Source organism: Burkholderia sp. IDO3 (genome assembly GCF_003366075.1).
Taxonomy (GTDB): domain Bacteria; phylum Pseudomonadota; class Gammaproteobacteria; order Burkholderiales; family Burkholderiaceae; genus Burkholderia; species Burkholderia anthina.
The window spans coordinates 2423758-2436761 of record NZ_CP028962.1; the positions used below are offsets into that span (position 1 = coordinate 2423758).

The window sequence follows — 13004 nt, forward strand, 5'->3', positions numbered from 1 at the left end:
GCACGATTCGACTGCCGCAATACTTACCCACAGATTGTGTTGGCAAGCTTGTGGATATCGTGCGCACGCATGCGCTAACCCGTTGATCGGCCAACGATTCGTGCGCCGCGTCACAGTTTCGGCAGGGCGCGGCTGCCGCACGCGCGCAAACGGACGATCCGGCGCGGTAGCGGCGCACCGCTCGCACGCCGCCCGCGCCTTGACGCCTCCGCATCCCGCGCGTCAAGATCACGCGAGCCGCGCACGGCCCTGCGTCACCGGCTTCGCGCGTCTGCACAACGGGCCGGCCGTTCCGCCGGCACCGCACAACGACACATCATTCCGAGGAAGATCATGGAACACTTCACCGCGTGGCAGTTGCTCGTTTCCCTCGTGCTCGTCGCCGTCGTCATCTATCCGTACGTGCGCATCGTTCGGCGTACCGGACATTCGGGCTGGTGGGTCCTGACGATGTTCGTCCCGATCCTGAACTTCATCATGCTGTGGGTGTTCGCGTTCGCGCGCTGGCCCAACGTCGACGATCGGCAGAGCTGAACGTCTTGCGGGCAACGGCGCGGGCTTGTCCACAGATTGTGTTGGCAAGCATGTGGATAGCCTGCGCATACAGCACCCAAGCGCTTGATCCGAAAGACTTTGTCCGCGCTGCTTCGAATGCGGCACACGGCGGGCAACGCAGTGCGCGCGCATCGTCATGCGGCATCACGGCCCGCATGCCGTGCGGGCCGCCCAGCTTGTCCACAGATTGTGTTGGCAAGCGTGTGGATAGCCTGCGCATACAGCACCCAAGCGCTTGATCCGAAAGACTTTGTTCGCGCCGCTTCGAACCGGGCACGCAGCTTCGTCCAACGACTGCCGCGCGTGCTCGCGGGCTTGTCCACAATTTTTGTTGGCAAGGATGTGGATATCCTGAGCACGCTTAACCTAAGTCGTTGATCGCACAACGTTTCGATGAGCCGGTCACGATAGCGGCACGGCATGCATCGACCGCTCGATCACGCACGCCGCGCCACGCCGCCCGCTCAGCCGAACGTCGCGACCGCGATGCGCGCGGCCGCGGCGATCACGTCGTCCTTCGCCTTCGCATCGGCACGCGCCTGCGTGTAGTACACCACCAGCACGACCGGCGCACCCGACGGCGGCCACATCACGCCCGCGTCGTTGGTCGTCCCGTAGTCGCCCGTGCCGGTCTTGTCGGCCACCTGCCAGCCGGCCGGCACGCCCGCGCGAATCCGCTTGTCGCCGACCTTGTTGCCGCGCAGCCATGCGACGAGTTGCGCGCGCTGCGCGGCAGGCAGCGCGTCGCCGAGCGTGAGCACGCGCAGGCTCGCGGCCATCGCGGCCGGCGTCGTCGTGTCGCGCAGGTCGCCCGGCAACGCGGTATTCAGTTCGGTCTCCCAGCGATCGAGCCGGAACGTGTCGTCGCCGATCGAGCGCGCATACGCCGTCACCGCCGACGGTCCGCCGATCATCTTCATCAGCAGGTTCGCGGCCGAGTTGTCGCTGTATTGAATCGCCGCCTCGCACAGCGCCGCGACGGTCATGCCGGTGCCGACGTGCTTGCTCGACACCGGCGAGTAGTTGACGAGATCGCCCTGCCCGATCATCACGCGCTGCTGCAGCAGCCCCGGACGCTCGACGCTTTGCGCGAGCACCGCCGCACTCAGCATCGTCTTGAACGTGCTGCAGAACGGGAAGCGCGCGTCGGCGCGATGCTGCGCGCGCCGGCCGCTCGCGGTATCGATCGCGCACACGCCGAGGCGGCCGCCCGCCGCGCGTTCGAGCGCGGCGAACGTCGTCGTCGACGACACGTCCTGCGCGGCGGCGGGCGGCGGCGACGCGCACGCGGCGACAGTCAGGACGAGCGGCGCCGTCGCCGCGGCCAGCAACAGGGTTCGACGTTGCGATGAGTAGGTCATGTCAGGTCTCTCGTGGTGGAATGGATGCAAAACGGCCGGCCGGCGAGACAGCACTATCGTGACTTTACGGTTGCCTGACAAGCAACGATAATTGAGCGCTGACAAAAGAATTTCTTATGACCAAGCTCCGACCTCATCTTCCGCTGAATGCCTTGCGCGCGTTCGAATCGTCGGCGCGCCACCTGAACTTCACGCGCGCCGGCCTCGAGCTGAGCGTGACCCAGGCCGCGGTCAGCCAGCAGGTGCGCTCGCTCGAGGAGCGGCTGGGCTGCACGCTGTTCACTCGCCTGCCGCGCGGCCTCGGGCTGACCGACGAAGGACGCGCGCTGCTGCCGGTGCTCAGCGACGCGTTCAGCCGGATCGAGACCGTGCTCAAGCAGTTCGAGGGCGGACGCTTCCACGAGGTGCTGACGCTCGGCGCGGTCGGCACCTTTGCCCTAGGCTGGCTAATGCCACGACTGAAACGGTTCGGCGATACGCACCCGTTCGTCGAGCTGCGGCTGCGGACCAACAACAACGTCGTCGACCTCGCGGCCGAAGGGCTCGATTTCGCGATCCGCTTCGGCGAGGGCAACTGGCCCGCGACGCGCAACGAGCGCCTGCTCGACGCGCCGCTCACCGCGCTGTGCGCGCCCGAAATCGCGCGGCGTCTCGCGCAGCCGGCCGATCTCGCGAACGAAACGCTGCTGCGCTCGTACCGCACCGACGAATGGCTCGGCTGGTTCGACGCCGCGCGGCTCGAACCGTGGCCGGTCAACGGGCCGGTGTTCGATTCATCGCGGCTGATGGTCGAGGCCGCGATGCAGGGTGCGGGCATCGCGCTCGCGCCGGCCTGCATGTTCGCGCGCGAACTGCAGCTCGGCCTGCTCGCGCGCCCGCTCGACATCGACGTGCGCGCGGGCGGCTACTGGCTCACGTCGTTGAAGTCGAAGCCGCTCTCGCCCGCGATGACGCTGTTTCGCGACTGGATCACGGCGGAAGCGGCCGAAGCCGACGCGACACCGGCCGAATGACCGGCGCCGCTTGTCCACAGAAAATGTTGGCAAGGATGTGGATATCCTGGGTACCCGGGGCCTAACTCGTTGATCGCGCACGAATCAACGTGCCGACGCACGCATCGGGCAGCCCCGCCATGCGGGCGTCCGGGCGGCTTCCCTCGCACGCACGATCATCAACCATCGAGAAGCAATCACGTCAGACTTATCCACAGATTTTGTTGGCAAGCCTGTGGATATTCCACCCGATCAATGCGTAACATCTTGAAACAAAAGGGGATTTGGTAGATCGCGGCCGGCAGGTCAACGATGCGGCACCGATTGACACCCTCACGGCACGCATTGCACGGCCGGTTCGGGCAGGCAGGTTCTCCACAGATTGTGTTGGCAAGCTTGTGGATATCCTGCGCACCACCCGTCTAAGTCATTGAGCGCACGGGGTTTTGTGCGCGGCATGCAGGATCGGGCAGCGCCGGCGCGGGCCATGCGGCCGACGCCGGCGCTGCCGGTTCGTCAGTGCCGGTCGAGCGCGCCGCGCAATTCGCTCGCCTTGTCGCGCAGCGCCTCGTAGCCAGAGCGTGCATGTTCGGGGAGATCGGGATCGCCGATCAGCGCGCCGAGCGTTTCGATCAGGCTGAACAGGATGCCTTTCGCCGCGCCCGCCGCGATGCTCTGCGACTCGATCGACTTGTGCAGGTGGTCGACTGCCGCTTCGAGATTCTCGAGGTTCTGCTCGCGGTCGTCGGGCCGATTGTCGGTCGTCATCGTATGTGCCTCCGCCATCGTTCAAGGGTCATGTCACGATTCTATGCTGCCGCGCACGGGCGTGGCGCGACATTGCGCAACGTCCGCGCGAGCGCCCGCGCTACAGCACCGCGACCACCTTCACGCGCCCCGGCTGCTCAGCCGCCGCAACCACCTGGCCGTCGACACGGCGGAACGTCAGCGACACGGTTTCGTCGCCCACACGCAGCGCGTCGATCCGCAGCCAGTCGACGCCTTCCGGCAGCGCCGGACGCTCGACGCGCACCTCGTGACGCGCCGCATCGACGCTCACGCCGAGACACGCCTGCAGCATCATGAACGGCGCACCGGCCGCCCACGCCTGCGGCAGGCAAGCCACCGGATAGGCGGTCGGCGGTTCGCCGCGCCGGCGCGGGAACCCGCAGAACAGCTCCGGCAGGCGCATCTCGAAGCTCACCGCGGCTTCGAACAGCGCGCGCAGCAGGTTCACCGCGGCCGTCTTGTCGCCGTAGCGCGCGAGACCGCGGGCGATCAGCGCATTGTCGTGCGGCCACACCGAACCGTTGTGATACGCCATCGGGTTGAAGCGCGGCTGGCCGGCCGCGAGCGTGCGGATGCCCCAGCCCGTCTGGAACAGCGTCGAGCCGAGCACGCCGGCGACTTCCGCGCCGCGCTCGGCATCGGGCAACCCGAACGCGAGCAGATGGCCCGCGTTCGACGCGAACACGCGGCACAGATCGCCGTGACCGTCGAGCGCGATCCCGTAGAACTTGCCTTCCGGCATCCAGAACAACGCGTCGACCTGGTCGCGCAGCGTCTTCGCGCGCAGCGCATAACGCGTCGCATCGGCCGCGTGGCCGCGCCGGTGCGAGCACGTCGCCATCGCGTCGAGCGCCGCGCACGCATACGCCTGCACTTCGACGAGCGCGATCGGCCCGTCGGGGAAGCGGCCGTCCGCGTGAAACACCGAATCGTGACTGTCCTTCCAGCCCTGGTTCGCGAGCCCGCGCTCCGACGTGCGCTGGTAATCGAGCAGCCCGTACGGGTTGCGATCGCACTTGTCGGTCACCCACTGCGCGGCGCGCTCGAGCGCGGGCCACAGCTCGTCGATCAGCGCATCGTCGCCAGTGTGTTCGACATAGGCGCCCGCGAGCACGATGAACAACGGGGTCGTGTCGACGCCGCCGTAATACAGCGCGAACGGCACCTCGCCCGTCGCGGCCATCTCGCTACGGCGGAACTCGTGCATGATCTTGCCGGGCTCCGCATCGCGGAACGCGGACGTCTCGCGCGCCTGGTGCTCCGCGAGAAACCGCAGCACGCCGCGCGCGAGCGACGGCTGCAGCCACAGCATCTGCAGCGACGTGATCACCGCGTCGCGGCCGAACGGCGTCGAGAACCACGGAATGCCCGCATACGGATACGGGCCGGTGTCGAGCTGGGTCGTCAGCAGCCCGAGATCCGCGAGCGAGCGGTCGAGCCACGCGTCGAACAGCGGATTGCCGGTGTTCACGCGCGCCATCGTCTCGCGGCGCGAGCGCATCTCGCGATGCACGCCGACGAGCGCGGTGCGCAGCGCGACGCGGCCGCATCCCGGGCCTGCGCCGTCGTGCGCCGAGCCGAGCGTCGCGTCGACGGTCAGGTAGATCGAGATGCACGCCTGCGCGGCGATCGTCAGCGTGTAGTCGGCGCGGTCGACCGACAGCGCGTCGGGCGCCGGCGAGAAATGCACCGTCACGTTGCGCTCGACGCCGTCGAGGCCGTCGTAGCGCAGCCGCGCCGCGCCTTCGTCGACGCGCGGCGCGGCTACGGTGCCGCGCTTCGGGCGCTGCGTGCCGCGCACTTCGAACATGTCCTTGAAATCCGCCGCGAACGACAGCGACAGCGGCACCTCGGCCTCGCTCGCGCCGTAGTTCGTCAGCGTCAGCGCTTCGTAAAGCACGTCGCCCGCAAGCACGCGCATCCGTTCGATATGGATCACGCCCTCGGGCGTTTCGTGACCGCCGAGCGGCGGCAGCGGACGGTTCGTCAGGTGCGCGGTGAACGACGCGTTGTCGGCGCTCGTCGCGCCCGACAGCAGCGACGGCGCGCGGCCGCCGAAGGTCAGGCGCCATTTCGACAGCACGCGCATGTCGTCGACGAACAGGCCGTCGTCGTGACCGCCGATGTCGCCGAGCGCATCGCTGACCACGAATGCGTCGCCGGATTTCAATACGTACTGGTTATTGCGCGCGAGCGCCTGCGGGTCGGCTTCGGGCGCGATGAAGGCGGGACCCGACGCCTGGGTCGGGGGGACCGGCACGCCTTGCGGCGCCTGCGTCGTGGTGGCTTCGGCGTGATTCGGCATCGATGCTCCTGTGTCGAGGCGCAACGCGCGTCGCGCGTCGCGTGTTTCGCACAGGATAGGCCAGAACGGGGGGCGCGCGCAGCGACGAACCGCGTGTCGCGGGGCGCCGCATGCGCGCGCGGGTTACGCGCCGGTCAGAACTTCCGCAGAATGAAAAGTCACGGCGGAATCGACGCAGAAAAGGCGAAAAGACGCGAAACAGAAGCGCAATAGTCGACGCACCCCGAATCCCGGCAGGCACCGCCTCATGAAAACAGGCGCATCAGGTAAAGCATCGGCCGGAACGATATCGGCCGCGCGTCGGGGTTCAGCCACAGGCGCAGCGCATAGATCGCATACGCCGGCACTTCCCGCCAGCTCGAATAGACATCGCGCAACTGGAAGCGGCGCGGATACGCGGCCGAGATGTCCGCGCGCGCGATGCCGACCCGCTCGAACGCGAGGCGCGCCCGTGCGAGGTGGTAGTACTGGCTGACGATCAGCACGCGCGACAGGCCATGCGCTTGCAGATAGGCGCGCGTGTGCTGCGCGGTCGCGAGCGTGTTGTCGCCCTGGTCGTCGACGGCGATCCGCCCGGCCGGCACGCCGCGCGCGACCAGGTAGTCGCGCATCGCGGTCGCCTCGTTCAGCCCGGGGCCGTCGATCGCGCCGCTGACGAGAAACGCCGGACACTGCCCGGTGCGATAGCACTGCACGCCGACGTCGAGCCGTGCCGCGAGCACGGGTTTCGGCGCGCCGCTGTCGTCGAGCGCGTTGCCGAAGATCACGGCGACGTCGCACGGCGCGCTCGGCATCCGCATCCCGTATCCGACGAGCGCGACGGCCGCGACCACCCACAGGCACGCGCAAACGGCCAGCGCACGGCCGATGCGGGCTATGCGGCCCCGCCCGGGACGCTCGTTCAACATGGTCGGACTCCTGGAAAGGTGCGCGCCCGGCTCGTCCGGCGCGCGGCCCGGCATGCTGCCACGGCGCGCTCGCGCGTGTCCAGGTATCGATGTCAGCGGGAAGCCGCGATGCCGGACGAAGCCCGTGCCGTTCGGGCGCCCGGATGTACGGTGTTCGAAAGACTTTGAACGAATGTTGCCGGGCGTGCGGAGTGTGCGATGGGCGGCGCCCGCCTCAATCCACCGGGCATATCGCGAGCCGCCCCATCGCCTCGCCGGCACCGCGCACCGCGCAAGTGGCCGGCTCGTCCGCGATCCGCGCGGTCAGGCCGGTCTCGTCGTACAGCAGGCGTTCGAGATCCGCGAGCAGCGCGCCGCCGCCCGTCAGCACCACGCCGCGATGCGCGATGTCGGTCACGAGTTCGGCCGGCGCGTTTTCCAGCACCGATTTCACCGCGCGGATCACCTGCTTGAGCGGCGCGGCGAGCGCCTCCGCCACATCGTGATTGGACAGCTCGACGGAGCGCGGCAAGCCGTCCTCGACGCCGCGTCCGACCGCGCGCGTCGACGTGCGCGGCACCGTGCGGGTGGCCGAGCCGATCGTCTTCTTCACGTGCTCGGCGGTTTGTTCGCCGAGCAGCACGCCGTACAGGTTGCGCACATGGTTGACGATCGCCGCATCGAACTGGTTGCCGCCGACGCGAATCGCCTCGCGGTATACGATGCCGCCGAGCGCGATCACCGCGACTTCGGTCGTCCCGCCGCCGATGTCGACGACCATCGAGCCGACCGGCTCGGTTACCGGCAGGCCCGCGCCGAGCCCCGCGGCCAGCGATTCCTCGATCAGTTCGACATCCGATACACCGGCCGCGAACGCGGCTTCGCGGATCGCGCGACGCTCGACGGCCGTCGCGTCCGACGGCACGCACAACGTGACCTCGACGCGGCGGCCGAAGCGCGAGCGCGTGCGCGACATGTCGATGAAGCGGCGGATCATCTGCTCGGCGGCGTGCGCGTCGGCGATCACGCCGTGCTGCATGGGCCGCACGGCCTCCAGATGACCCGGCTCGCGGCCGAGCAGCGCCTTCGCGAGTTCGCCGACCGCTTCGAGCGTCGGCCGCGCGTCGGACGCGCCGGCCTTGCGAAAGCACACGACCGACGGCTGGTTCAGCACCACGCCGCGCTCGTGCGTATAGATCCGCGTACTTGCCGTTCCAGGGTCGATCGCAACGGGTTGCGCAAACAACTTTCCGAACAGCGGTGTCGACATATCAAGCCTTTTTTTGGACAAACGGGCCGCAACGGCCAGGCCGCATCCCCGCGGCGCGCCTTTGCCGCCCATCCCGCTTAGCGGCAAATCGTTCCGATACTTTAGGCAATTCCGATGATTTTTTCGCGACGAAATTGCCGAAATCGCGTTTTACGGCATGCCCGACTACGCATCGCGCCCCTCGCGTTGCGTCCGTAAAACACGGTAATCTCTCGGTCTTGCCTGCTCCCCGGCAGGCGTCCCATGCCGATCACGCCAGATACTCCACCATGACAGCGACCGCTTCTCTCCGCTGGCCGGGGGTGCGCCAGCTCGGCGCGACACTCGTCGCGCTCTGGTGCTGCACCGTCGCCGCGCAGCCCTCGCCGGCCGCCGACACTGCCACCCGCACCGCCACCGCCGCCACTGCGCCGGCAACCGCACCCGGCGCCGCCGCGCCCGCGCCGACCTGCACGGCCGACGGCGGCCCGGCCGGACGTCCGTCGATCGGCCTCGTGCTGTCCGGCGGCGGTGCACGCGGCTATGCGCACCTCGGCGTGCTGAAGGTGCTGGAAGAGAACCGCATTCCGATCGACTGCATCGCGGGCACCAGCATGGGTGCCGTGGTCGGCGGGCTGTATGCGAGCGGGATGGCCGCCGACGAGATGCAGAAGCAGCTGTCGGAGGTGAACCTCGCGGATATCGCGTTCGACGTGACCGATCGCGCGGACCTGCCGCAAAGCAGCCGCGAGGACGAGCGCCTTTACATCAACGGGCTCACGCTCGGTTTCGGCAGGAAAGGCGTGAAGGCGCCGGTCGGCCTCGTGCAGGGCAACCGGCTGCAGGCGCTGCTCGCGAACTGGACGGCCGCCGTGCCGACTAACCAGCCGTTCGACCAGCTGCCGATTCCGTATCGCGCGGTCGCGACCGACCTGCAGACCGGCCAGATGGTCGTGCTCGACCACGGCTCGCTGCCGCTCGCGATCCGCGCGAGCATGGCGATGCCCGGCCTGTTCGCGCCGGCCGAGATCAACGGCCGCGCGCTCGTCGACGGCGGCCTCGTCAGCAACCTGCCGGTCGACACCGCGCGGCAGATGGGCGCGAAGGTCGTGATCGCCGTCGACATCGGCTCGCAGCTGCGCCCGCTCGACGCGCTCGCGTCGCCGGCCGACGTGATGCAGCAGATGGTCGGCATCCTGATCCGCCAGAACGTGACGTCGCAGCGCAAGCAACTCGACGCGCAGGACATCCTGCTCACGCCCGACCTCGGTTCGCTCGCCTTCACCGACTTCCAGAACGCGCGCCAGGCGATCGCCGCCGGCGCGGCCGCCGCGACCGCGGCGCTGCCGCGGCTCAAGCGCTTCGCGCTCACGCCGGCACAATACGCGGTGTACCGCTCCGCGCATGCGCAGCCGCTGCCGCCGCCGATCCGCATCACGCGCATCGACATCAAGACGACCGGCGACGTGCCGAAGCGCGTCGTCGCCGACGCGCTGCACGTGAAGCCGGGCGACACCTACGATCCGGCAACCGTCAGCCAGGATCTGCTCGGGCTGACGACCGGCGGCAATTTCGAGAGCGTGACGCAGCAGATCGTGAGCCACGGCGACGACAACGTGCTCGAAATCAACGCGCGCGAGAAATACTGGGGGCCGAATTTCCTGCTGTTCGGCGTCGGGATGTCGAGCAGTTCGACCGACGAAGGCGGCTTCCGCCTGCACGTCGGCTACCGGCGGCCGTGGCTCACCGAATCGGGCCTCGAATTCCGCGCGGATACGACGATCGGCAGCGACCTGCAGTCGGCGCGCGTCGAGTTGCGCCAGCCGTTGTCGTCGACGTACGGCTATTACCTCTCGCCGTACGCCGAATATCAGCGCCGCTACGCGAACCTGTACGACGACAGCGGCGACGTGAAACTGAACCAGTACCTGATGCAGACGGCGCGCGCCGGGATCGACTTCGGCCTGCCGCTCGCCCGTCTCGGCGACTTCCGGATCGGCCTCGGCTACGCGACCGGCCACGGCTCGCCGAACTACAACCTGCCGTTCTCCACCGACGAAGTCAGCGGCGGCCCGACGCTGCTGTGGCCGAGCTTCACGTCGCAGGCGCTGACCGCCCGCGCGCGGCTCGTCATCGACCAGCTCGACGATCCGATGTTCCCGCGCCGCGGGTACTACACGGAGCTCCGCGCCGAGCGCTCGCTGCTGTCGCACAACAGCGAGTCGGCGATGCTGTTCGGCGGCGACAACCGGCCCTACACCGAGCTCTACGGCAAGGCGATGATCGCGCAGAAGTTCGGCCGGCACAGCATCAGCGCGACGATCGAGGGCGGCAAGAGCATCGGCGGCACCAACCTGATCAATGCGTTCAACTTCACGCTCGGCGGTTTCCAGCATCTGGCCGCCTATGCCGCCGACCAGTTGAACGGCAACGCGCTCGCCTACGGCAACGTGACCTACATGAATCAGTTGATGACCTTCAACGCGTCGCCGGTCAAGGCGCTGTCGATCGGCGCCAGCGCGGAAGTCGGCAACGTGTGGTCGAGCGGCGAGCAGATCGGCGGCGGCACGCTCAAGCAGAGCTATACGTTCTTCACGAGCCTGTCGACCGCGTTCGGCCCCGTGTACATGGGCGTCGCGCTCGCACCGGGCGGGCGGCGCAACATCTACCTGCAGCTCGGCCGCACGTATTGAGCGATCGCGGATGCCGCCGCCGCGGCATCCGCGCGTGCGGCGCGCCGGCGCATGCCTCGATCAGAAATCCGCGGCCATCGCCACCGCGCGCGCTTGCGCGCGTTCGATGCTGTCTTGCGCCCGGGCATTCCACGTGTGTTCGACGCTCAGGCTGCTGACCTCGCGCACACCGATGAACTTCAGCCAGAATTCGATGTAGTCCGCCTGATGCCGGAATCCGGGATTGCCGGCATCCGCGCCGGTTTCCTGGCTCTGTCCGCGAACATGGATGACCAGCGCGCGCGCAATCTTCAGCAGCGGGCCGTACGCGTTGCCGTCGAACGTGAAGAGCAGGTTCCGCTGACTGACGAGATCGATCAGTTGCTTGAGCTTGTACGGATAGCCGAAATTCCACATCGGCACGCCAACGACGATCCGGTCGGCCGCCTGAAACCGCTTCACGAGCGCCTGGATCCGCTGCCATGTCGCCTGCTCGGTCGCATCCATCGGCGCGTTCGCGACGCCTTTGTACTTGGCGCCGATCGCGTCGCTGCCGAAATCCGGCAAGTCTTCTTCCCACACGTTCAGCGTATCGACGTCGACCGACGCGTGCGTGTTGCGGCACGCGTCGACGAATGCGTTGGCGACCGCGATCGAAGCCGACCTTGCGCCGCGGGGAGAGGAAACGATATTCAGTAGCCGCATGATGCGTGGTCCCGACAGAAATGCATGAACGAAGGACGGCCAGCGCGGCCGCCCCGGCCTCACCGCTTGCTGCTGCGCAGGCCGCCGGCTTCCTGCTTTAAGAAGGCTGCCCGTATGAATAGTTGCAAATGCAATCGTATAGCAAAGCGCGCATGAGTTGCAAATGCAACTTCATGCGGTCACGGGATGAGGAAGGTCTTGCGGGGAAAGTCGGCGACGCGCCGCGACACCGATGCGGATGATTGTCGTGATGATCGTTGCCGCCGCGGGTCGACCCGTGCGCGCGGCGTATCGCTAGATCGGCCAGCTGATCTCGAACCGCGCGCCGCTGAGCTCGACCGGATCGACGACCGCGATCCGGCCGTTGTGTGCATGGAGCACCTGCCGCGTGATCGCGAGGCCGAGCCCGTAGCCGCCGGTGCGGCGGTCCAGCCGCACGAATGCGTCGAAGATCCGCTCGCGTTCGCTCTCCGGCACGCCGGGGCCGTCGTCCTCGACGAAGATCGCGATGTTGCCGTGGTCGATCGAGATCCCGACGACGATCCGCGACGCCGCATACTTGCTCGCATTGCGCAGCAGGTTGCGCATCGCGTACGACATCAGCCGCCGGTCCATCTTCACGCGCAGGTCGGATTCGAGCGCGATGCGCGACTCGATCGCGCGCTCCGGATACAGCAGTCGCGCGTCGTTGACCTGATGCTCGAACCAGGCGACGGGGCCGGTCAGTTCGAGGTTCGACTGCAGCGAGCTGTATTCGAGACGCGCATACGTGAGGCTCATGTCGATCAGTTCTTCGAGCTCGGTCACGTCCTGCGCGATGCTCTCCAGCGCACCGTGGTATTCCGCCGCGGAGCCCGGTTCGCGCAGCAATTCGAGCGCGAAACGCACGCGCGCGAGCGGCGTGCGCAGCTCGTGCGAGATCCCGTTGGTCAAATCGCGTTGCGCGGCGATCAGTCGTTCCATGCGCATTGCGAGCGCATTGAGCGTGCGGGCGAGCGGCCCGATGATCACGCTGTGCGATTCCCGCGCGCGCGTGTTGAAGCGCCCGCCCGTGAAGTCGATCGCGCGCTCGCGCACCATCACGAGATCCGACCACACCGGCCGCATCCACCGATACGCGGCCAGCGCGGGCGCGGTGAACACGAACGCGAGCACGATCCAGATGTCGCCCGGCAGCGCGTCGAATGCGTGCCATACGACCTCCGGCGACAGCACGACGCACAGCGCGAGCGCCGGCACGAGCGCGGTCAGCAGCACGAGGCCGAGCAGATGCAGGTAGGTGCGCACGTACAGGCGCGACCAGCTCGGAATGCGGTCGGCGCGGGTGTCCGTCCACGCGCGGCGGAAATGCAGCCAGCGCCATTTCACATAGCGTAGCGTCGAAAGCGGCGGTGCGTCGGGGTGCGAACGGGTGCGTCGGATCATCGCGGCTTCCGGTCAGGGGGGGCGGGCAACGCAGGGCCGATGGCGCCGCGAACGGATGGCGTCA

At 68.0% G+C, this 13004-nt stretch carries 10 protein-coding genes; 3 read left to right on the forward strand and 7 right to left on the reverse strand.

Annotated elements, in window-relative coordinates; genetic code table 11:
- The first annotated feature begins 333 nt into the window (after positions 1 to 333).
- A complete protein-coding gene (locus DCN14_RS11095) occupies positions 334 to 534 on the forward strand; it encodes a hypothetical protein (protein ID WP_096501576.1) in 201 nt (66 codons plus the stop codon).
- Positions 535 to 1019: 485 nt separating this feature from the next.
- Here DCN14_RS11095 and blaPEN-bcc read toward each other — a convergent pair whose 3' ends face one another.
- Positions 1020 to 1916, reverse strand: a complete 897-nt coding sequence (blaPEN-bcc, locus tag DCN14_RS11105; protein ID WP_096501580.1) for a PEN family class A beta-lactamase, Bcc-type — start codon at positions 1914 to 1916, stop codon at positions 1020 to 1022.
- A gap of 116 nt (positions 1917 to 2032) precedes the next feature.
- Here blaPEN-bcc and penR point away from each other — a divergent pair, with 116 nt between their 5' ends.
- Positions 2033 to 2929: a beta-lactamase transcriptional regulator PenR gene (gene penR / locus DCN14_RS11110; RefSeq protein ID WP_096501582.1), complete on the forward strand. Its 897-nt coding sequence runs from the start codon at positions 2033 to 2035 to the stop codon at positions 2927 to 2929.
- Positions 2930 to 3424: 495 nt separating this feature from the next.
- On the opposite strand, the gene DCN14_RS11115 is transcribed toward penR, so the two are convergent.
- From DCN14_RS11115 to DCN14_RS11130, 4 genes are all read right to left on the reverse strand, one after another.
- On the reverse strand, positions 3425 to 3676 hold the full coding sequence (locus DCN14_RS11115; protein ID WP_096502015.1) for a hypothetical protein: 252 nt from the start codon (positions 3674 to 3676) through the stop codon (positions 3425 to 3427).
- Positions 3677 to 3776: 100 nt separating this feature from the next.
- Complete coding sequence (locus tag DCN14_RS11120; protein ID WP_096501584.1) at positions 3777 to 6002, reverse strand: amylo-alpha-1,6-glucosidase; 2226 nt, start codon at positions 6000 to 6002, stop codon at positions 3777 to 3779.
- A 245-nt stretch (positions 6003 to 6247) separates the two neighbouring features.
- Entirely contained in the window at positions 6248 to 6910 is a 663-nt protein-coding gene (locus tag DCN14_RS11125; protein WP_172441880.1) for a YdcF family protein, read from the reverse strand.
- Positions 6911 to 7124: 214 nt separating this feature from the next.
- Positions 7125 to 8159, reverse strand: coding sequence for a rod shape-determining protein (locus tag DCN14_RS11130; protein WP_096501586.1), 1035 nt, complete (start codon positions 8157 to 8159; stop codon positions 7125 to 7127).
- Positions 8160 to 8428: 269 nt separating this feature from the next.
- Here DCN14_RS11130 and DCN14_RS11135 point away from each other — a divergent pair, with 269 nt between their 5' ends.
- The gene (locus DCN14_RS11135) at positions 8429 to 10831 is read left to right on the forward strand and encodes a patatin-like phospholipase family protein (protein WP_096501588.1); all 2403 of its coding nucleotides are present in this window, start codon (positions 8429 to 8431) and stop codon (positions 10829 to 10831) included.
- A gap of 60 nt (positions 10832 to 10891) precedes the next feature.
- Here DCN14_RS11135 and DCN14_RS11140 read toward each other — a convergent pair whose 3' ends face one another.
- The gene (locus DCN14_RS11140; RefSeq protein ID WP_096501590.1) at positions 10892 to 11515 is read right to left on the reverse strand and encodes an NAD(P)H-dependent oxidoreductase; all 624 of its coding nucleotides are present in this window, start codon (positions 11513 to 11515) and stop codon (positions 10892 to 10894) included.
- 294 nt (positions 11516 to 11809) lie between these two features.
- Entirely contained in the window at positions 11810 to 12940 is a 1131-nt protein-coding gene (locus tag DCN14_RS11145; protein ID WP_096501592.1) for an ATP-binding protein, read from the reverse strand.
- Between the last annotated feature and the right edge of the window lie 64 nt (positions 12941 to 13004).